The 20,012-nt window shown below is 74.6% G+C and carries 15 protein-coding genes; 4 read left to right on the plus strand and 11 right to left on the minus strand.

Annotated elements, in window-relative coordinates:
- Positions 1 to 61: 61 nt before the first annotated feature.
- The 11 genes from WA788_RS09020 to mraZ form a co-directional block, all read right to left on the minus strand.
- A complete protein-coding gene (locus tag WA788_RS09020; RefSeq protein WP_335973807.1) occupies positions 62 to 853 on the minus strand; it encodes a cell division protein FtsQ/DivIB in 792 nt (263 codons plus the stop codon).
- Between the two features lie 85 nt (positions 854 to 938).
- Entirely contained in the window at positions 939 to 2,027 is a 1,089-nt protein-coding gene (gene murG, locus WA788_RS09025; protein WP_335973811.1) for an undecaprenyldiphospho-muramoylpentapeptide beta-N-acetylglucosaminyltransferase, read from the minus strand.
- Between the two features lie 6 nt (positions 2,028 to 2,033).
- Positions 2,034 to 3,476, minus strand: coding sequence for a putative lipid II flippase FtsW (gene ftsW / locus WA788_RS09030; RefSeq protein WP_335974165.1), 1,443 nt, complete (start codon positions 3,474 to 3,476; stop codon positions 2,034 to 2,036).
- A gap of 265 nt (positions 3,477 to 3,741) precedes the next feature.
- Complete coding sequence (gene murD / locus WA788_RS09035; RefSeq protein ID WP_335973814.1) at positions 3,742 to 5,259, minus strand: UDP-N-acetylmuramoyl-L-alanine--D-glutamate ligase; 1,518 nt, start codon at positions 5,257 to 5,259, stop codon at positions 3,742 to 3,744.
- A complete protein-coding gene (gene mraY, locus WA788_RS09040) occupies positions 5,256 to 6,320 on the minus strand; it encodes a phospho-N-acetylmuramoyl-pentapeptide-transferase (RefSeq protein ID WP_335973818.1) in 1,065 nt (354 codons plus the stop codon). Before mraY ends, murD begins: the two co-directional genes overlap by 4 nt.
- Positions 6,317 to 7,753: a UDP-N-acetylmuramoyl-tripeptide--D-alanyl-D-alanine ligase gene (locus WA788_RS09045; RefSeq protein ID WP_335973822.1), complete on the minus strand. Its 1,437-nt coding sequence runs from the start codon at positions 7,751 to 7,753 to the stop codon at positions 6,317 to 6,319. Before WA788_RS09045 ends, mraY begins: the two co-directional genes overlap by 4 nt.
- A complete protein-coding gene (locus WA788_RS09050) occupies positions 7,750 to 9,330 on the minus strand; it encodes a UDP-N-acetylmuramoyl-L-alanyl-D-glutamate--2,6-diaminopimelate ligase (RefSeq protein ID WP_443033996.1) in 1,581 nt (526 codons plus the stop codon). The genes WA788_RS09045 and WA788_RS09050 overlap by 4 nt, the downstream gene beginning before the upstream one ends.
- Before the next feature lie 113 nt (positions 9,331 to 9,443).
- A complete protein-coding gene (locus WA788_RS09055; protein ID WP_335973830.1) occupies positions 9,444 to 11,576 on the minus strand; it encodes a peptidoglycan D,D-transpeptidase FtsI family protein in 2,133 nt (710 codons plus the stop codon).
- Positions 11,577 to 11,580: 4 nt separating this feature from the next.
- Entirely contained in the window at positions 11,581 to 12,189 is a 609-nt protein-coding gene (locus tag WA788_RS09060; protein ID WP_335973835.1) for a hypothetical protein, read from the minus strand.
- Complete coding sequence (rsmH, locus tag WA788_RS09065) at positions 12,186 to 13,148, minus strand: 16S rRNA (cytosine(1402)-N(4))-methyltransferase RsmH (protein WP_335973838.1); 963 nt, start codon at positions 13,146 to 13,148, stop codon at positions 12,186 to 12,188. Before rsmH ends, WA788_RS09060 begins: the two co-directional genes overlap by 4 nt.
- A 323-nt stretch (positions 13,149 to 13,471) precedes the next feature.
- Complete coding sequence (mraZ, locus tag WA788_RS09070) at positions 13,472 to 13,912, minus strand: division/cell wall cluster transcriptional repressor MraZ (RefSeq protein WP_335973841.1); 441 nt, start codon at positions 13,910 to 13,912, stop codon at positions 13,472 to 13,474.
- 196 nt (positions 13,913 to 14,108) lie between these two features.
- On the opposite strand from mraZ, the gene WA788_RS09075 reads away from it, so the two are divergent.
- From WA788_RS09075 to WA788_RS09090, 4 genes are all read left to right on the plus strand, one after another.
- A complete protein-coding gene (locus tag WA788_RS09075) occupies positions 14,109 to 14,666 on the plus strand; it encodes a beta-class carbonic anhydrase (RefSeq protein WP_335973845.1) in 558 nt (185 codons plus the stop codon).
- A gap of 151 nt (positions 14,667 to 14,817) precedes the next feature.
- The gene (locus WA788_RS09080; RefSeq protein WP_335973847.1) at positions 14,818 to 15,864 is read left to right on the plus strand and encodes an AAA family ATPase; all 1,047 of its coding nucleotides are present in this window, start codon (positions 14,818 to 14,820) and stop codon (positions 15,862 to 15,864) included.
- Positions 15,864 to 17,489 (plus strand): DUF58 domain-containing protein, encoded by a 1,626-nt coding sequence (locus WA788_RS09085; RefSeq protein WP_335973849.1) that lies wholly within the window; start codon positions 15,864 to 15,866, stop codon positions 17,487 to 17,489. The genes WA788_RS09080 and WA788_RS09085 overlap by 1 nt, the downstream gene beginning before the upstream one ends.
- Positions 17,486 to 19,900, plus strand: coding sequence for a transglutaminase family protein (locus WA788_RS09090; RefSeq protein ID WP_335973850.1), 2,415 nt, complete (start codon positions 17,486 to 17,488; stop codon positions 19,898 to 19,900). The genes WA788_RS09085 and WA788_RS09090 overlap by 4 nt, the downstream gene beginning before the upstream one ends.
- The last annotated feature ends 112 nt before the right edge of the window (positions 19,901 to 20,012 follow it).

The following is a 20,012-nucleotide window of genomic DNA, read 5'->3' on the forward strand; positions in this document are numbered from 1 at the left end:
GATCACGCTGTCCGTTGCGCAGCCGGGGCCGCACGCCTTGTCCCGCTTGGCCGGCGCCGCGTCAACTCCCTGACGCGGCAGGGGCGGTGGGCGCACTGACGTCGTAGTGCGTCGCGTCGGGCTGCGCCTTCATCAGTGCGGTGAGCACGCGCGCCTTGGCTGCGCCGTCCGTGCTGCTCCCCCACACCACCTCGCGCCCGCCGGAGAGTTCGACGGTGATGCCGTCGTAGGAGCGCACCCGGATCGCGGTGGCGTGGCCGTTCAGGGCGCGCGGCAGATCGGCGGAGACCTCGATGGCCGCGCGCAGCAGTCCCTTGGTGCCGAACTGGCGGACGCTGGCCGCGCGCGGGGCGGCCAACTGGATCAGCGGAACGCCGCGGGGGGCCTTCGCCACGGTGGCGAACCGCACGCCGTCGCGGTCGACTTCGGTGAACCGGGTGCCGTTCTTCAGGACGGCCGACGGGGTGCGTTCGGTGATCCTCAACCGCACGGTGTGCGGCCAGGAGCGCTCCACCGCCACATGGTCGATCCGCGGCAGCGCGGCGGTGAGGCGCCTGCTGACGGCGCCGGTGTCCACGGAGAACAGGGCGCCGCCGAGGGGGACTTTCGCCGCACCGACGATCTGATCATCGGTCAATACGGAATTTCCGCTGACCTTGACGTGCTCGGCCCGCAGCAGCGGGGAGCCGTAGACCAGATAGCCGCCGCCCCCGCCGACCACGGTCAGCGCGACCAGCCCCAGCAGCAGGGCGCGGCGCCGGCGGCGCACCCGGGAACTCCCGGAATCCATCCGGCTGGACGGGCGCGGCCCGCCCTCCACACGGCTCGCGCCGGGCGATGCGAGTCGGGTCATCTCGGCCTCCGATGTGGGCGGTAATGCCCCTATCCTGCAACGTGTCGGCCCGCGGCCGCGGCAACGCGCGGCGGCGGGAGCGGCGTCAGCGCCGGGCGGCCACCGCTTCGTACACCATGCGCACCAGCAGGTCGTCCGCGTCGCGGCGGCCGAACTCGGCGGCGGCGCGGGACATGTCGTACAGCCGGTGCGGGTCGGTGAGCACCGGCAGCACCTGGCCCAGCACCCAGTCCGTCGTCAGTTCCGCGTCGTCGACGAGGAGTCCGCCGCCGGCCCGGACCACCGGCTGCGCGTTGAGCCGCTGCTCGCCGTTGCCGATCGGCAGCGGCACGTACGCCGCGGGCAGCCCGACCGCGGAGAGTTCGGCGACGGTCATCGCACCGGCCCGGCACAGCATCATGTCCGCGGCGGCGTAGGCGAGATCCATCCGATCGAGGTACGGCACCGGCCGGTACGGCGGCATCCCGGGCATGTTGTCGGACTGCGGCAGTTCGTTCTTCGGGCCGACCGCGTGCAGGATCTGCACTCCGGACTGCTGGAGCCGCGGGGCGACGGCGGCCACCACCTCGTTGAGCCGCCGGGCGCCCTGGGAGCCGCCGGAGACCAGCAGCGTCGGCAGGTTCTGGTCCAGGCCGAAGGCGTGCCGGGCCTCGGGGCGGGCGGCGGCCCGGTCGAGCGTGGCGATGGACCGGCGCAGCGGGATGCCGATGTAGTGGGCGTCGCGCAGCTTGCTGTCCGGGGTGGCGACGGCCACGGTGTGCGCGTAGCGGGAGCCGATCTTGTTGGCCAGGCCCGGGCGGGCGTTGGCCTCGTGGACGACGATCGGCACGCCCAGGCGCTTGGCGGCGAGGTAGCCGGGCAGGGCGACGTAGCCGCCGAAGCCGACGAGGCAGTCCGCCTTGGTGCGTTCGAGCACCTGCTCGGCGGCCTTGATGGTGCCGCGCAGCCGCCCGGGCACGGTGATGAGTTCGGGGGTGGGCCGGCGCGGCAGCGGCACCGCGGGGATGAGGGCGAGTTCGTAGCCGCGTTCGGGCACGAGCCTGGTCTCCAGTCCGCGCTCGGTGCCCAGTGCGGTGATGCCCACGGCCGGGTCCTGCCGGCGCAGGGCGTCGGCGAGCGCGAGTGCCGGCTCGATGTGGCCGGCGGTCCCGCCGCCGGCGAGTACGACATGCACCGAAATTCACCGCTCTCCCGACGGCCGCCTTCCGGTACGCCGTCGCATCGTCCGTCTCATCGCCCTGGTCAGGGAGCTGCGTTCCCGGGTGACCAGGGCGGCCCGCGCCGCCGGCTCGCTCCTGGCGAAGGCGATCAGCAGGCCCACCGCGTACATGGTCGGCAGGAGGGCCGACCCCCCGTAGGAGAACAGCGGCAGCGGGACCCCGGCGATCGGCAGCAGGCCGAGCACCGCACCGACGTTGATCACGGACTGCACCGTGATCCAGGTGGTCACGCCACCCGCTGCGAACCTGACGAAGGGGTCCTCCGTACGACCGGCCACGCGGATACCCGCGTAGCCTAGTGCCGCGAAGAGGGCGAGGACGGACAGCGTCCCGGCCAGACCGAGTTCCTCACCGGTCACGGCGAAGATGAAGTCGGTGTGCGGCTCGGGCAGTTCGCCCCATTTCTCCACGCTGGCGCCCAGGCCGGTGCCGAACCAGCCGCCGGACGCGAGGGCGTAGATGCCGTGCACGGCCTGCCAGCACTGGTCGCCTGCGCCCGGCGAGGTCGCGGCGATGCAGTGCAGCCGGCCCATCCGGTTCGGGCTGGTCAGCACGAAGAGCGCGGCCAGCGCGCCGGCCGCGGCGAGCACCCCGGTGAACATCCGGGTCGGGGCGCCGGCCAGCCACAGCAGGCCGAAGAGCACCGCGGTGAGCACCATGGTGGTGCCCATGTCGCCGCCGAGCATGATCAGGCCGAGCAGCAGGACGGCCACCGGCACCAGCGGGACCAGCAGGTGCTTCCACTGGGTGAGCAGCTTCTTCTCGTTCTTGCGGGCGAGCAGGTCCGCGCCCCACAGCACCAGCGCGAGCTTCCCGAACTCGCTGGGCTGGAGCTGGAACGGGCCGCCGATGGACAGCCAGTTGGTGTTGCCGTTGACCGTCTGCCCTATCCCCGGGACCTGGACCAGGCACATCAGGAAGACCGCGCCGAGCAGCAGCGGGTACGCCAGTGCCCGGTGCAGCCGGATCGGCATCCGCGCGGCCGCGTACAGCAGCACCGAGCCGATCGCCACGGCCATCAGCTGCTTGCGGAAGTAGTACGTCGAGGGCAGGCCGTAGCGCAGCGCCTGGATCATCGACGCGGAGTACACCATCACCAGGCCGAGCACCGTGATCAGCAGCGCGGCGCCCATGATCACGTAGTACGCGGTGAGCGGGCGGTCCCATGCCTCGCGCAGCTGCTTCGGCAGCCGGGCCGCGGCGCGGCGGGCGCTGCCGCGGCTGCCTCCGGCGGAGAGGCGGGGTGCCCGGGCGGCGGGCACATGGCCGCTCCGGGGTCGGGCGGCGGCCGCCCCCGCCGAGCGCGCGGCCCGCCCACCACCGGAAGCGGCACCGCCACCCCGGGCACCGGGAGCGCCCTTCGCCGCGGCCCCGCCACGCCCGGACGGCGACAGCCGACCCATGCCGCCGCCTGCGGAAGACCCGCCGGCCGCGGGCGGTCGGCCCGGGGTGGTGCGGCGGCCGCCCTCGGGGGTTTCGTCGCCCCGGCCCGGCTGCCGGGCCGCGCGGACGGGCGGCGGCAGCCGGTCCGCGCCGTCGACCTGGCGGCGGACCGCGCCCGGGGGGCGCTCGTCGGCGCCGCCCGGGGCGGTGAAGCGGTCACGGGGCATGCGTCCCCTCCTCAGTGCGCGGGTACGGCCGGCCGCCGCCCCGAGCCGGGGCCGCCGGTCAGCGGCCGTGGCCGGCCGGGCCGGCCTCCTGCTGCCCGTCGGCGGCGGCGAGCGCCCGTACCGCCTCGGCGAACAGGTCACCACGCTGGTTGTAGTTGGTGAACATGTCCATCGACGCACAGGCCGGGGCGAGCAGGACCGTGTCGCCCGGCCGGGCGAGGTCGCGGGCCGTGCCGACGGCGGCGGACATCGCCCCAGTGTCGGTCCGTTCCAGCTCCACCACCGGGACCTGCGGGGCGTGTCGCGCCAGTGCTTCCCGGATCACCGCCCGGTCGGCGCCGAAGAGCACCACCGCGCGCAGCCGGTCCGCGGCGGCCGCGGCCAGTTCGTCGAACTCCGCGCCCTTCGCCAGCCCGCCGGCCAGCCAGACCACCGACGGGTAGGCCGCCAGGGAGGCGGCGGCCGCGTGCGTGTTGGTGGCCTTGGAGTCGTCGACGTAGGCGACACCGTCCAGGACGGCGACCTCGGCGATGCGGTGGGCGTCCGGCCGGAAGGCCCGCAGGCCCTCGCGTACGGCGGTGGGCGGGACGCCGAAGGCGCGGGCCAGCGCGGCGGCGGCCAGCGCGTTGGCGATGTTGTGCGGGGCCGGCGGCTGGACGTCCGCGACCTCGGCCAGCTCCTGTGCCCGGTGCTGCCGGTCCTCGACGAACGCGCGGTCCACGAGGATGCCGTCGACCACGCCGAACTGCGAGAGCCCGGGTGCGGCGAGGGTGAAGCCGATCGCCCGGCAGCCCTCCTCGACGTCGGCCTCGCGGACCAGCCGCTCGGTCTCGGGGTCCGCGGTGTTGTACACGCAGGCGACCTGGTTGCCGTGGAAGATCCGGCCCTTGTCCGCGGCGTACGCGGCCATCGAGCCGTGCCAGTCCAGGTGGTCGGGTGCGAGGTTGAGCACGGCCGCGGAGTGCGGCCGCAGGCTCGGCGCCCAGTGCAGCTGGTAGCTGGACAGCTCGACGGCCAGCACGTCGTAGGGCCCGTCCGCGGGCTCGCCGAGCACCACGTCGAAGAGCGAGACTCCGATGTTGCCGACGGCCGCGGTGCGCAGGCCCGCCGCGGTGAGGATCGCGGCGAGCATCCGGGTGGCGGTGGTCTTGCCGTTGGTGCCGGTGATCGCCAGCCAGGGCGCCGCGTCCGGTCCGCGCAGCCGCCAGGCGAGTTCGACGTCGCCCCACACCTGCACCCCGGCGGCCTCGGCGGCCGCGAAGAGCGGGCTGGACGGCTTCCACCCGGGGGTGGTGACGACCAGTTCGGTGCCGCCGGGGAGGGTCTCGGCGTCGCCGAGGCGTACGGCCGCGCCGAGCGCGGTCAGTTCGGCCGCCTCGGCGCGCTGCTTGTCGCCGGCCGGGCCGTTGACCACGGTGACGTGCGCGCCCAGGCGCAGCAGCGCCTTCGCGGCGGGCACCCCGGAGACGCCCAGCCCGGCGACGGTGACCGCGGCGCCCTTGAAGTCGGCCAGGTCGCCGAAGCGGGCCGGGCCGTTCCCCTCGGCCGGGTCGGCGCCGGGCTGGGGGCCCGTCATGACGCCGCCACCCAGGCCGCGTAGAACAGGCCGAGGCCGACGGCCATGCACATGCCCTGGATGATCCAGAAGCGGACCACGATCAGGACCTCGCTCCAGCCCTTGAGTTCGAAGTGGTGCTGGAGTGGCGCCATCCGGAAGACCCGCTTGCCGGTGAGCCGGAAGGAGCCGACCTGGATGACCACGGACATGGTGATCAGCACGAACAGGCCGCCGAGGATCGCCAGCAGCAGTTCGGTGCGCGAGCAGATCGCGAAGCCGGCCAGCGCGCCGCCCAGCGCGAGCGAGCCGGTGTCGCCCATGAAGATCTTCGCGGGCGAGGTGTTCCACCACAGGAAGCCGAAGCAGGCGCCCATCAGCGCGGCGGCCACCACGGCCAGGTCGAGCGGGTCGCGCACCTCGTAGCAGGCGCCGTTGGCGCTGACCGGGGCGCCGCACCACTGGCCGTACTGCCAGACGCCGATGACGGTGTAGGCGGCGAAGACCATCACGGACGCGCCGGTGGCCAGGCCGTCGAGGCCATCGGTGAGGTTCACGCCGTTGGACATCGCCAGGATCATGAACAGCGCCCAGATCACGAAGATCACCGGGCCGATCGACCAGCCGAAGTCCGTGGTGAAGGAGAGCTTCGTGGACGCCGGGGTCTGGCCGCGCGAGTCGTGGAAGTTCAGCGCCAGCACCGCGAAGGCGATGCCGACGATGAGCTGCCCGGCCATCTTCGCCTTGGCCCGCAGGCCCAGGCTGCGCTGCTTGACGATCTTGATGTAGTCGTCGAGGAAGCCGACCAGGCCCATGCCGACGGTCAGGAACAGCACCAGCACCCCGGACATGGTGGCCTTGTCACCGGTGGCGAGCTTGGTGATGACGTAGGCGAGCACCGTGGCGGAGATGAAGGCGATGCCGCCCATGGTGGGCGTACCGCGCTTGCTGTGGTGCGCCTTCGGGCCGTCGTCCCGGATCATCTGCCCGTAGCCCTTGCGGGCCAGCAGGCGGATCAGCAGCGGGGTGCCGAACAGCGACAGGAACAGTCCCAGAACACCGGAGACGAGGATCTGCTTCATCGGGTGGCACCCTCGCGGGCCGCGCCACCGGCGCCCTCGATCAGCGCGAGGGCGACGGACTCAAGCCCCACCGACCTCGATGCCTTCACCAGCACGACATCTCCCGGCCGCACCTGCGCGCGCACCAGGTCGACCGCCGCCTCCGCGTCGGACACGTGCACCGACTCCTCACCCCACGAACCCTCGTTGTAAGCGCCCATTTGCAGCCAACCGGCTTCGGTACCGCCGACGGCCACGAGCTTGCTGACGTTGAGTCGGACGGCCAGCCGCCCCACCGCGTCGTGCTCAGCGAGCGACTGCTCGCCGAGTTCGGCCATCGTCCCCAGCACCGCCCAGGTACGGCCCCCCCGGGCCCGTACGGAGCTGCCCATCGCCGCGAGTGTGCGCAGGGCTGCCCTCATGGATTCGGGGTTCGCGTTGTAGGCGTCGTTGATGACCGTCACGCCGTCGGGAAGCTCGGTGACCTCCATCCGCCAGTGCGAGAGCGAGCCGGCCGCGGAGAGCGCGGTGGCGATCTCCTCGACAGGCATGCCGAGTTCACGGGCGACGGCGGCCGCGGCGAGCGCGTTCGACACGTGATGCTCACCGTACAGGCGCAAGGTCACTTCGGCGCACCCGGAGGGTGTGCGCAGCGTGAAGTGGGGCTGTCCGCTGGCGTTGAGCGTCACGTTCTCGGCGCGTACGTCCGCTTCGGGGGCTTCGCCGAAGGTCACCACTTTCGCCGTGGTTCGGGTGCGCATGGCACTCACCAGCGGGTCGTCCGCGTTGAGCACGGCGACGCCGCCCTCGGCCGCGCTCGGCAGCGCCTCGACGAGTTCGCCCTTGGCCTGCGCGATCTGCTCGCGGCCGCCGAACTCGCCGATGTGCGCGCTGCCCACGTTGAGCACCAGCCCGATCCGGGGCGGGGTGAGCCCGGTCAGGTAGGCGATGTGGCCGATGCCGCGGGCGCCCATCTCCAGCACCAGGTGGCGGGTGCCCTCGTCGGCGCCGAGCGCGGTCAGCGGCAGCCCGATCTCGTTGTTGAACGAGCCGGGTGTCCACACGGTGGGCGCCAGGCGCTGGAGGAGCTGCGCGAGCAGGTCCTTGGTGCTGGTCTTGCCGGCCGAGCCGGTCAGCGCCACCACGGTCGCGCCCAGCCGCTCGATGACATGGCGGGCGAGGGCGCCCAGCGCGGCCTGGACGTCGTCGACCACGACGGCGGGCACGCCGACCGGGCGGGCCGCGAGGACCGCCACCGCGCCGTCGGCGACGGCCTTGGCGGCGAAGTCGTGCCCGTCGGAGCGCTCCCCGGCGAACGCGACGAACAGGGCGCCGGGGACCACCTCGCGGGAGTCCTTGACCACCGGGCCCGTGACGCGCACCGCACTGTCCGGTATGTCGTGCGTGCTCCCGCCGACCGCGCGTGCGACCTCGGCGAGGGTGAGTGGGATCACTGTTCTTGTCGGTCCTTATCGATCGCGGCGCGCAGCACCTCTCGGTCGTCGAAGGGGCGTACCTCTCCGGCGATGTCCTGGCCCTGCTCATGGCCCTTGCCGGCCACCAGCACGATGTCGCCGGGCCGCGCGAGCGCGACGGCGGCGGCCACCGCGGCGGCCCGGTCGGGTTCGACGATGACGTGTCCGCGCTGCGCGGCCGGCACCTGGGCGGCGCCGGCGAGCATCGCGGTGAGGATCTGGAGCGGGTCCTCCGAGCGCGGGTTGTCCGACGTGAGGACGGCGGTGTCGGCGAGCCGGGCGAGGGCCGCGCCCATCGGGCCGCGCTTGGTGGCGTCCCGGTCGCCGCCGCAGCCGAGCACGGCGTGGATACGGCCGTCGGTGGTGGTGCGCAGCGCGCGCAGCACCGACTCCACGGCGTCGGTCTTGTGGGCGTAGTCCACGACCGCCAGGTAGGGCTGCCCGGCGTCGACCCGCTCCAGCCGGCCCGGGACGCCGGGGACGGCGGCGATGCCGTCGGCGGCGGTCTGCGGGTCGACGCCGGCGGCGGCCAGCGCGGCCAGCGCGGCCAGGGTGTTGGCGACGTTGAACGGGCCGGGCAGCGGCGCCACGGCCCGCACCCGCTCGCCCTTGGGGCCGATCGAGGTGAAGCGGCTGTCCATCGGGCCGGCCTGTACGTCCTCCGCCCGCCAGTCGGCGTCGAGGCTGCCCTGCGCGGAGAACGTGACCAGCGGCACCGAGGCTTCGGCGACGAGCCGGCGGCCGTACTCGTCGTCGAGGTTGACCACGCCCAGCCGGCTGCGCTGCGGGGTGAACAGCCGCGCCTTGGCCTGGAAGTAGTCCTCCATGCCGGAGTGGAACTCCATGTGCTCCGGGCTGAGGTTGGTGAAGACCCCGACGTCGAAGACGGTGCCGTCGACCCGGCCGAGGACCAGGGCGTGGCTGGAGACCTCCATGACCGCCGCGTCCACGCCGCGTTCGCGCATCACCGCGAAGAGCGCCTGGAGGTCGGTGGCCTCGGGGGTGGTGCGCTCGCTCTTGATCCGCTCGTCGCCGATCCGGGTCTCGACGGTGCCGATCAGCCCGGTGCGGCCGGCGGCGTGGCCGGCCCGCAGCCCTCCTTCGACGAGGTAGGAGGTGGTGGTCTTGCCGGAGGTGCCGGTGATGCCGATCCGCAGCATGCCCTCGCCGGGCCGGCCGTAGACGACGGCGGCGAGCTCGCCCATCTGCGCGCGCGGGTCGGGCGCGGTGAGGACGGGCAGTCCGGTGGCGGCGGCGCGTTCGGCGCCGGCGGGGTCGGTCAGCACCGCCACCGCGCCGGCCCGGGCGGCCTGGTCGGCGAAGTCGGCGCCGTGCGCGCGGGCGCCGGGCAGGGCCGCGTACAGGTCGCCGGGGCGGACCGCGCGGGAGTCGTGCGTGATGCCGGTGACCTGCGGGCCGCCGTCGGCCGCGGGGCCGGCCGCCGGGTCCGCGGCTCCTGGCAGGCGGCGGGCGAGGTCGGCCAGCGGCGTGGGGCGCACGTGGGCCGGGCGCGGGGCGCCCGGCGGTCTGAGGGTGGGTTGATCAGCTGTGGGCACGGCCGCGAGATTACCGGGCGGGCCGGGGTCCGGGCCAAAACGGCGGCCGTCGCGGCCGGTGGCGGCGCCGGGCGCGGAGGGCGCGGGCGGGGTGGGTCGGCTGCCGATGGTGATCACCCGGCTTTCTTGTCGTGGGTGGCCGGCTCTGACGGGTTCCAGGTGACCGGCAGTTTCGGCGCGGGCGCGCCGGAGGGCGCCACGCCCAGGGACTTGAGGGCGAACTGCATGACCTGCTTGAAGACCGGGCCGCAGATGTCGCCGCCGAAGTAGCTGCCCTTCGTCGGGTTCTGGATCACGCAGGAGACCGTGACGCGCGGCTTGTCGGCCGGCGCGAAGCCGAAGAACGAGGAGGTGTAGCCCTTGTAGCGGCCGGTCGTCGGGTCCACCCGGTTGGCCGTACCGGTCTTGCCGGCCACCCGGTAGCCGTCGATACGGGCGTTGATGCCGGTGCCCTGTTCGCTGCCGACCACCGACTCCAGCATCTCGGAGACGGTCCTGGCGGTCTGCTGCGACACCACGCGGGTCTTCTTCGGGGCGGCGGCGGGCACGAACCGGCCGTCGGGTCCGGTGGTGCCGCGGATCAGGCTGGGCTCGACCCGGACCCCGCCGTTGGCGATGGTGGAGTAGACCGAGGTGGCCTGGAGGGCGTTGACCGACAGGCCCTGGCCGAAGGGGATCGTGTACTGCTGGGAGGCGTTCCAGTCCTGCGGCTTGGCGAGGATGCCGGGGGTCTCGCCGGGGAAGCCGGTGCCGGTGGGCTGCCCGATGCCGAACTTCCGCAGGTAGGAGTAGAGCACCTGGTTGGCCTGGGCCTGGGTCTTGCCGAGCTGGCCGGTGGCCTCGATGGTGCCGATGTTGCTGGACTTGGCGAGGACCCCGTTGAGGGTGAGGTACCAGGTGCCGTGGTCGACGTCGTCGTGGAAGAGCCGGTCGGCGCGCGGCAGGGTGCCGGGCACGGTGACGCGGGTGGTGGGGGTGGCGGTGCCGGTGTCGATGATCGCGGACATCGACATCAGCTTGCTGACGCTGCCGGGCTCGTAGGCGTCCTGCACGGCCGCGTTGCCGAGGGCGGCGGAGTCCGCGTGCGACAAGTCGTTGGGGTCGAAGCCGGGGGCGTCGGCCATCGCGAGCACCTGGCCGGTCTGCGGGTCCTGCACGATGACGTAGCCGCGGTCGGCCTTGGACTTCTGCACCTGCTGGGTGATGGCGCTCTGGGCGGCCCACTGGATGTCGCGGTCGAGGGTGAGCTGCACGTCGGTGCCGGGCACGGCGGGCTGCTCCTGGCTGCCGGCGGTGGGCACCTGGCGGCCGTCGGACTGGGCGTAGCGGATCTTGCCGTTCTTCCCGGCGAGTTCCTTGTCGAGCATCGACTCCAGGCCGCCGGCGCCCTGCCCCTGGCTGTTGACGAAGCCGACGACGCCCGCGGCCAGGTCGCCGGCCGGGTAGACCCGCTTGGAGTGCGGCACGTCGAAGATCCCGGCGAGCACGTCGGCGCCCTGTCCGGCGGCGGCCTTGGCGGCGAGGGTGGACTTCAGGTCCTGGATCTGGTTCCACGCCTGCGGCGACTGCTGCTGGGCGATGATCTGGTAGCGGGACTTGGGGGTGGCCAGCTGCTGGGCGATCTTCGTGGCGTCGCCGCCGACGATCGGCGCGAGCAGCTGCGCGGCCTGCTGCGGCGCGTCCTTCACCTTCGCCTGCGCGGGCGTGAACAGGTACGGGTCCGCGGTGATGTCGAAGGCGTCCACGGTGGTGGCCAGGTCCACGCCGGAGCGGTCGGTGATGGTGCCGCGGTCGGCGGTGACCTCGTGGGTGACCCAGCGGTTGACGGCGGCCTTGGCGGCGTAGGCGGACGCGTCGACGGCCTGCACCTGGAGCAGGCGCACCACGAACACGGACATCACCAGGGTGAGGACCACGCCGACCAGCCGCAGCCGGGGGCGGACCGCGCCCAGGCGCACCGCCCGGGGGCCGCCGGGCCGGTTGCGGCGCAGCGCGGCGGCCCGGCCGACGGGGCGTACGGGGTCGGCCCGCCAGGGGCCGTTGCGGCCCGCGCGGGCCGGGCGGGGGCCGCCGGTACCGCCGGAGCTGCCCGCGCCGCCGGTGCCGCCCGGCCGGGGTACGCGGGGGGCGCGGGGGCGGCCGCCGTCCGCGGGGTCGGCGTCGGGCCGCGGCGCCGCGGGGCGGGCGGTGCGGCGCGGCTGCGGGCGGGCGCCGCGCGGGCGGTCTGCGTCGTCGCGGGGGGTCACGCGCTCACCTGCCGGGGGTCGGTGTCGTGGGGGTGCCCGCCGTACTCGTACCCGATGTACCCGAAGTACCCGATGTACCGGTGGTGCCGGCCGTACCGGTGGTGCCGGCCGTACTGGTGATGCCGGTGGTGCCCGCCGGGGTGGCGGTGCCGGACGGGGTGGCGGGCGGGGTCGTCGGCGGCGGGGTGGTGGTCGGCGGAGGCGCGGGCGGGGCGGTCGCGGGCGACGGCGTGCCCTGCACCTTGCCGTTCGGGTCGAGGAAGGCCGGGTCGCCGCCGGGCACCATGCCCAGCTCGCGGGCGCGCTTCTCCAGCGTCTCGGGCGCGGAGTAGCCGTCGACCTCCTGCTGGAGCTGCTGCTGCTGGTCGGTGTAGTGCGTCGTCTGGTCCTGGAGCTTGTCCAGCTTGAACGAGTCCCGGTTCAGCGCCGCGTTGAGCATCAGCAGCGAGATGAGTCCCCCGGCGAGCAGTGTCACGACAAGAACGACGAACGGGGTACGCCGGGCGGTTGCGGACCTCCCGGCACCCAGCCGCGCGCCCAGCGCGCCGCCGCGCACCGCGCCGCGTACGGTGCCGCGGCCGCCGCGCCCCTCGCGTCCGGTGCCGTCGCTCATCGCACGTCCTCCCGGATGCGTTCGGCGCCGCGCAGCCGGGCGGGCGCGGCCCGCCGGTTCCCGGCGATCTCGTCCTCGCCGGGCAGTTCGGCGCCGCGGGTGAGCAGTTTCAGCCGCGGCTGGTACTGCTCGGGCACCACCGGCAGCCCGGGCGGCGCGGTCTGCGCGGCGCCGGCCGCGAGGACCTGCTTGACCAGCCGGTCCTCCAGCGACTGGTAGGACAGCACCGCGATCCGGCCGCCCACCGCGAGCGCGGCCACCGCCGCGGGCACCGCCCGCTCCAGCACCGCCAGCTCGCCGTTGACCTCGATCCGCAGCGCCTGGAAGGTGCGCTTGGCCGGATTGCCGCCGGTCCGCTTGGCGGCCTGCGGCAGCGCCTGCCGGATCAGCTCGACCAGCCGCGCGCTGCCGGTGAACGGCTCCCGCTCCCGCTCGCGCACCACCGCGTCCACGATCTTGCGGGCGAACTTCTCCTCGCCGTAGGCGCGCAGGATGCGCACCAGCTCCCCGGGCGGATAGGTGTTCAGCACCTCGGCGGCGCTGATCCCGGTGGACTGGTCCATCCGCATGTCCAGCGGCGCGTCCTGGGCGTAGGCGAAGCCGCGGTCGGCCTCGTCGAGCTGCATCGAGGAGACCCCGAGGTCGAAGAGCACGCCCTGCACCCGCGGGACGCCCAGCCGCCGCAGCACCTCGGGCAGTTCGTCGTAGACCGCGTGCACCAAGGTGGCGCGCTCCCCGAACGGCTCCAGCCGCTCCCCGGCCAGCTTCAGGGCTACCGGGTCGCGGTCCACCGCGATCAGCCGGCACTCGGGGAAGGTGGTCAGCAGCGCCTCGCTGTGCCCGCCGAGTCCCAGCGTGGCGTCGACCACGACGGCACCGGGCCGGGCGAGCGCGGGGGCCAGCAGATCGAGGCAGCGCCGCAGCATCACCGGGATGTGCCGCGGGGACGGGTTGCTCATGTGGCCCTTATCGAACGGTAGGGACGGCGTAGCGCGGTGGGGTCGGGCACGGCGTCGGGCGGTCGTGGCGGTGGAACGGTCCCGCAGGTCGGGTCCGGGCATCCGACGATACGGGCGCCGGCTGCCAGACAAGCACGACGGACACGCTACGGCCGGCAACGGCTCGGTGGACGCGGAACCTGGTCCCCGCCCGCTCGGTGCGGCGGTCCCCTGGCACCGGGGAAGTGGTGCCAGCGGCAGCCGGGAGCGGGAGGAGGCCGGGCCGCGCGTCCGCACCGGGGTGGGACGAAGTGGTGCGCGCCGCGCCGGGGCGGGGGCCGCGCTCACAGTAATCCGGGCGGAACCTCCTCGGACAGGGCCGAAAAGGTGTCTTCCTGGGCGGCCAGGTACCGCTCCCAGGCGTCCGCCGACCAGATCTCCACCCGGGTGTTCGCGCCGATCACGGCGCACTCGCGGACCAGGCCCGCGTAGTCCCGCAGCGGCTGCGGCACCGTCACCCGGCCCTGCTTGTCGGGCACTTCGTCATGGGCGCCGGCGAAGAGCACCCGCAGGTAGTCCCGGGTGGCCTTGGAGGTCAGCGGCGCCCCGGAGAACTGCTCGGTGGCGGCCCGGAAGCCCTCGACCGGCCACACGTACAGGCAGCGCTCCTGCCCGCGGGTCATCACCAGGCCGTCGGCGAGCTGCTCGCGGAACCGGGACGGCAGCACCAGCCGGTTCTTGTCGTCGAGCCGCGGGGTGTAGGTCCCGAGGAATCCCAGGAACACCGCACACCTCCCGACACCTCCGGCCAACGGCACCACTTCGCGCCACTTTACTCCACCATGCCCCACGGTCAACGGCGGCCGCGCCGGGGGCGCGCCCCCGTGTACGCCGGACGCGCCCGCCGTGCGCCCTCGTGTCCTGACCGGTGCGGAAGGTGCGCCCCCTGCGGTTCCGGCCGGCTCGGATACCGTCATAGACATGTCGACAGATGCCAGCGCCCCCGCGAATCCCCCCGCCCCCGGGACCGCCCCCGGCGCCGACTCCTCCGTCACCGACCGGCTGGTCGCCGCCAACCGGCGCTACGCCGCCGAGTTCACCGACCCGGGCATGGGTGCCGCCCCGGTCCTGAAGGTCGCGGTCGTCGCCTGCATGGACGCCCGGCTCGACCTGCACCAGGCGCTCGGCCTGGAGCTGGGCGACTGCCACACCATCCGCAACGCGGGCGGGGTCGTCACCGACGACACCATCCGCTCCCTCGCCGTCAGCCAGCGCGCCCTCGGCACCCGCTCCGTCGTCCTGATCCACCACACCAACTGCGGGATGCAGACCATCACCGAGGACTTCCGCACCGAGCTGGAGCACGAGGTCGGCCAGCGCCCCACCTGGGCGGTCGAGGCGTTCACCGACATCGACCAGGACGTGCGGCAGTCCATGGCCCGGGTCAGGACCTCCCCGTTCCTCGCCCGCACCGACGACGTGCGCGGCTTCGTCTTCGACGTCCACACCGGCCTGCTGCGGGAAATCACGAACAAGTAACGGCAGGCGAGTGACGCGGCCCTCCCCGTGAGGGAAGAATGCAGGATGCGGCACGTCCCGCCCGCGGCGGGCGTTGCGCAATCGGGGAGGGCCGCGGTCCAGGGACGACCGAGGCCCTGGGGCCCCAATGGAACAGGCCGAGGAGTACCGGGTGACGACCTTTGACGCTCGAGCGGAACTGAGCGATCTGACCACGACCGCGGAGCGGGTGCGCCGGAGCGTGGAGAACGTGATCGAGGGCAAGCCCGAGGTCGTACGCATCGCACTGACCGTCCTGCTGGCCGAGGGCCACCTGCTCATCGAGGACGTGCCGGGCGTCGGCAAGACCATGCTGTCCAAGGCACTGGCGCGGTCCATCGACTGCTCCGTGCGGCGCATCCAGTTCACGCCCGACCTGCTGCCCTCGGACATCACCGGGGTGAGCGTCTTCGACCAGCAGCGGCGGGACTTCGAGTTCAAGCCCGGCGCGATCTTCGCGCAGATCGTGGTCGGCGACGAGATCAACCGCGCCTCGCCGAAGACCCAGTCGGCGCTGCTGGAGTCGATGGAGGAGCGCCAGGTCACCATCGACGGCACCACCTACGAACTGCCCAGCCCCTTCATGGTGATCGCCACCCAGAACCCGGTGGAGATGGAGGGCACCTACCCGCTGCCGGAGGCGCAGCGGGACCGCTTCACCGCCCGGGTCTCGATCGGCTACCCCAGTCCCGAGGCCGAGTTGAAGATGCTCGACGTGCACGGCGGGGTCTCCCCGCTGGACGACCTCCAGCCGGTCGCGGAGGCCCAGGACATCGTGAAGCTGATCGAGGCGGTGCGGCAGGTGCACGTCTCGGAGCCGGTGCGCCGCTACGCGGTGGCCCTGGTGGGCGCCACCCGCAGCCACCCGGACCTGCGGCTGGGCGCCTCCCCGCGCGCCACCCTGCACCTGGTGCGGGCCGCCCGCGCCTCCGCGGCGCTGGACGGCCGCGAGTACGTCCTGCCCGACGATGTGCAGTCGCTGGCCGCCGCGGTCCTCGCGCACCGGCTGCTGCCGACCGCGCAGGCGCAGCTGAACCGGCGCACGCCGGAGCAGGTGGTGGCGGAGATCGTGCAGCGCGTACCGGTGCCCGACCCGGCCGCGGGCGCGGGCGGGGGCGCCGGCTGGCCGCAGCGGCCGGCCGGGCGGCCCCAGGGCATGCCGGACGCGCGGGGCGTGTGATGGGCACACCCGCAGGGCCGCCCCCGCCGGGCGCCCGCCCGCCCGGCGGCCGTCCGCCCGCGCCGCCGCGCCCGCCGGGCGCGTACCCGGGCCCGTACGGCGCCCCGCCCGCACCGCAGGCCCGGCAGCAGCCGCAGCCGGGGCCCTACGCCCAGCCGCCCGGGGCGGGGCCGTACGCCGGGCAGCCGGCGCCGCGGGCGCCGGGCGTTCCGCCGGTCGGCCCCACCTCCGCCGACGAGCGGCCCACCGGCGGCTTCCGCCGGGCGCTGGGCGGGCTGACCACCCGCGGCCGGTCGTTCGTGGCCGCCGGGGTGGCCGCGGCCGCCTGCTCGTACGTCCTGGGCCAGTCCGACCTGCTGCGGGTCGGGCTGCTGCTGGCCGTGCTGCCGCTGGTGTGCGTGGCGGTGCTCTACCGCACCCGCTACCGGGTCGCGGGCAGCCGCCGGCTGGCGCCGTCCCGGGTCCCGGCGATGTCCGAGGCCCGGGTGCACCTGCGGGTGGACAACGTCTCGCGGGTGCCCACCGGGCTGCTGATGCTCCAGGACCGGGTGCCCTACGTGCTCGGGCCGCGGCCGCGGTTCGTGCTGGACCGGGTGGAGCCGGGCGGCCACCGCGAGGTGTCCTACCGGGTCCGCTCCGACCTGCGCGGCCGCTACCCGCTGGGCCCGCTCCAGCTGCGGCTGACCGACCCGTTCGGCATGGTCGAGCTGACCCGGTCCTTCAGCGCCTTCGACACCCTGACCGTGGTGCCCCGGGTGGAGCCGCTGCCGCCGGTGCGGCTGGCCGGCGAGTCCTCCGGCTACGGCGAGAGCCGCACCCGGGCCCTGGCGCTGGCCGGCGACGACGACGTGATCCCGCGCGGCTACCGGCACGGCGACGACCTGCGCCGGGTGCACTGGCGGTCGACCGCGAAGTACGGCGAGCTGATGGTGCGCCGCGAGGAGCAGCCGAACCGGGCGCACTGCACGGTGCTGCTCGACACCCGCAGGGACGCCTACTTCGGCGCCGGGCCCGACTCCGCCTTCGAGTGGGCGGTCTCCGGCGCCGCGTCGGTGGCCACCCACATGCTGGAGCGCGGCTTCGCGGTGCGGCTGCTCACCGACACCGGCAGCAGCGTGCCGGGCCCGGAGGGCACGTCCGGCTACGGCGCCGACTCCGGCGACATGGCCGGGCTGCTGCTGGACACGCTCGCGGTGGTCGACCACTCCGACGGCGACTCGCTGGCCGCGGCCTACGACGTGCTGCGGGCCGGCAGCGAGGGCCTGCTCGTGGGCTTCTTCGGCGACCTCTACCAGGAGCAGGCGGCCACGATCGCGCGGATGCGGCAACGGGCCGGCGGCGCGGTGGCGTTCGTGCTGGACAGCGACGACTGGCTGGCCCGCGAGCTGGGGACCCGGCCGGGCCCGGAGCTGTCCGCGGTGCAGCCGGGCGCCGGCGGCGAGCCGGACAGCACCGAGCGCGCGGTGCGGATGCTGCGCGAGGCGGGCTGGAGCGTGGTGGAGGTGCAGCCGGGCGCCTCGCTGCCGGAACTCTGGCAGCACGCGGACCGTTACCGGTCACGCGAGGAGACGACGCGGCAGGCGCGGGCCGGGCAGGCGCCGCGAGGAGCGGGGGCGGCGGGATGAGCGGACGCGCACGGCTCACGGTGTGCGCGGTGGTGGCCTCCATGCTGGCCGCAGCCGCGCTGCTGCCCCTGACCGACAACAGCACCTGGTACGGCAAGGCGCTGCTGCTGGTCCTGCTCCAGTCCGCGGTGGGCGCCGGGTGCCGCCGGGTGCCGCTGGCCCGACCGCTGACGGTGCTGGTGCAGGCCCTGGTGTCGCTGGTGGCGCTCACGGCGATGTTCGCCTCGCAGCAGGCCCTGGGCGGGCTGCTGCCGGGCCCGCAGGCGCTGCAACAGCTCGGCCAGGTGGTCCAGCAGGGCATCACCGACGTCTCGAACTACTCGATCCCCGCGCCGGTCAGCCCCGGTATCCGGCTGCTGCTGGTCGGCGGGGTGACGGTCGTGGCGCTGGTGGTCGACGCGATGGCGGTGACGTACACCAGCGCGGCCCCGGCCGGGCTGCCGCTGCTGGCGCTGTACTCCGTCGCCGCCGGCCTGGACAGCGGCAGCGCCGCCTGGCTGTACTTCCTGCTGGCCGCGGCCGGCTACCTCCTGCTGCTGCTCGCCGAGGGCCGGGACCGGATGTCCCGCTGGGGCCGGGTGTTCAGCAGCGGGCCGCCCTCCGGCTCCTTCGGCGGCAGCAGCCCCTTCGCCCAGAGCGGGTCGACCCCGGTGCGCGGCGCCCGCCGGATCGGCGTGCTGGCGCTGGGCATCGCGCTGGTCGCGCCGGCCGCGCTGCCCTCGCTCGGCGGCGGACTGCTGGACACCTCGGGCCACGGCGGCGGCATCGGCCGCGGTGGCGGCTCGGTCAACCTGGTCGCAGCCCTCCAGGACAACCTGAACCAGCCGAGCAACAGCGAGGTGCTCACCTACTCCACCACCGCGAAGCCCGCCTCGGGCATGTACCTGCGGATCGCGGCGCTGGACAAGTTCGACGGCACGCAGTGGGTGCCGTCGAACCTGCCGACCGAGGCCCTGCCGGCCCAACTGCCGCGCCCGCAGGGCATGGCGGCCGACGTGAAGTACACCACCGCCACCACCCGGGTCCGGGTCGACGACAGCTATGTGCAGGACATGCTGCCGCTGCCGTTCCCCGCCACGAGCGTGCAGACCACCGGCGCGTGGAAGTACCAGCCCGAGGGCCGGATGCTCGTCGGCACGCACGGCCAGACCGCGGCCGGCCAGCACTACACCGTCACCAGCATGGAGGTCGACCCGACCGCGCAGCAGCTGGCCCAGGCCCCGAAGGCCACCGGCCGGATCGCCGAGCAGTACGAGCAGGTGCCCGACTCGCTGCCCGCGATCGTCAAGCAGACCGCGCTGCGCGAGACGAAGGGCGCCACCAACGACTACCAGCGGGCCGTCGACCTCCAGAACTACTTCACCTCCGGCCAGTTCGTGTACAACACGCAGGCCAAGGCGGGCACCGGGGTCGACGCGATCGCCCGGTTCCTCCAGACGAAGGAGGGCTTCTGCGTCCACTTCGCCTTCACCATGGCGGCGATGGCCCGCACCCTGCACATCCCGGCCCGGGTCGCGATCGGCTTCACCCCCGGCTCCCCCACCGCCGACGCCGACGGCCTGATGACGGTGGGCCTGAAGGACGCCCACGCCTGGCCGGAGCTGTACTTCGAGGGGATCGGCTGGACCCGGTTCGAGCCGACGCCCTACCGCGGCAGCGCGCCGGACTACACCCAGACCACCACGCCGTCGGGCACCTCCGGCGACCAGGACGTCGCGCCGCACACCTCGGCGCCCGCCACCACCGACACGCCCACCCCGACGCAGAGCTGCGAGCCGGGCACCGCGTCGGACAGCAGCACGTGCGCGCAGCAGGCGCTGCCGGCGAGCAGCGGCTCCGGGGGCGGCTTCGGCGGCGGCCGGGCGGCCCTGGTCGTGCTGGCCGCGCTGCTGGTGCTGCTGCTGCCCACCACGCCGCTGCTGTGGCGCTCCCGGCTGCGCAGACGCCGGCTCGGCGGCGGTGACCGGACCGAGGGGCTGGCGCTGGCCGCGTGGCGGGAAGTCGTCGACACCGGCTGGGACTACGGCATCCCGCCGGACGGCTCGGAGACACCCCGGCGGGCGATGGCCCGGCTGGTCCGGGACGGGCGCCTGACGGGTGAGCCGGCCGCGTCGGCCGCCCGGCTCGCCACGGCCGTGGAGCAGACCCTGTACGCCGCCGACCCCCGCCCGGCCACCGGGCTCGCCGGCGATGTCCACCGGGTCCACCAGGGCCTCAAGGCGGGCACGAACCGCCGCGGGCGGCTGCGGGCCGCGGTGCTGCCGCGGTCGGCGGCCCGGATCGGATGGGGGCTGGCCGCCCGCTGGACGGCGTCCACCGGGCGGGCCCGGGCGGCCGGGCAGCGGCTGGCGGCGCCGGTGCGGAACCTGGGCGGGCTGCTGCGCGGGAAGGCGGCGCGCGAGGCGCCGTGACGGCGGGTGGCGGGCCCCGCCGCGGTACGGGGCCCGCCGCCGCTGCGGGGCCGTTGCGGTACCGGGACCGTCGCGGTACGGGGCCCGGACCGCGCGGAAGGGCGCGCCCCGG

It is taken from the genome of Streptomyces sp. CA2R106 (assembly GCF_037034245.1).
GTDB lineage: Bacteria > Actinomycetota > Actinomycetes > Streptomycetales > Streptomycetaceae > Actinacidiphila.

What these genes read in the sequence shown, in the direction of transcription:
- rsmH (WP_335973838.1), bottom strand. Translation starts at nt 13,148, where the DNA reads ATGAGCAACCCGTCCCCGCGGCACATCCCGGTGATGCTGCGGCGCTGC.
- mraY (WP_335973818.1), bottom strand. Translation starts at nt 6,320, where the DNA reads ATGAAGCAGATCCTCGTCTCCGGTGTTCTGGGACTGTTCCTGTCGCTG.
- WA788_RS09075 (WP_335973845.1), top strand. Translation starts at nt 14,109, where the DNA reads ATGTCGACAGATGCCAGCGCCCCCGCGAATCCCCCCGCCCCCGGGACC.
- WA788_RS09085 (WP_335973849.1), top strand. Translation starts at nt 15,864, where the DNA reads ATGGGCACACCCGCAGGGCCGCCCCCGCCGGGCGCCCGCCCGCCCGGC.
- WA788_RS09090 (WP_335973850.1), top strand. Translation starts at nt 17,486, where the DNA reads ATGAGCGGACGCGCACGGCTCACGGTGTGCGCGGTGGTGGCCTCCATG.
- ftsW (WP_335974165.1), bottom strand. Translation starts at nt 3,476, where the DNA reads ATGGGTCGGCTGTCGCCGTCCGGGCGTGGCGGGGCCGCGGCGAAGGGC.
- WA788_RS09060 (WP_335973835.1), bottom strand. Translation starts at nt 12,189, where the DNA reads ATGAGCGACGGCACCGGACGCGAGGGGCGCGGCGGCCGCGGCACCGTA.
- WA788_RS09020 (WP_335973807.1), bottom strand. Translation starts at nt 853, where the DNA reads ATGACCCGACTCGCATCGCCCGGCGCGAGCCGTGTGGAGGGCGGGCCG.
- murD (WP_335973814.1), bottom strand. Translation starts at nt 5,259, where the DNA reads ATGACGGGCCCCCAGCCCGGCGCCGACCCGGCCGAGGGGAACGGCCCG.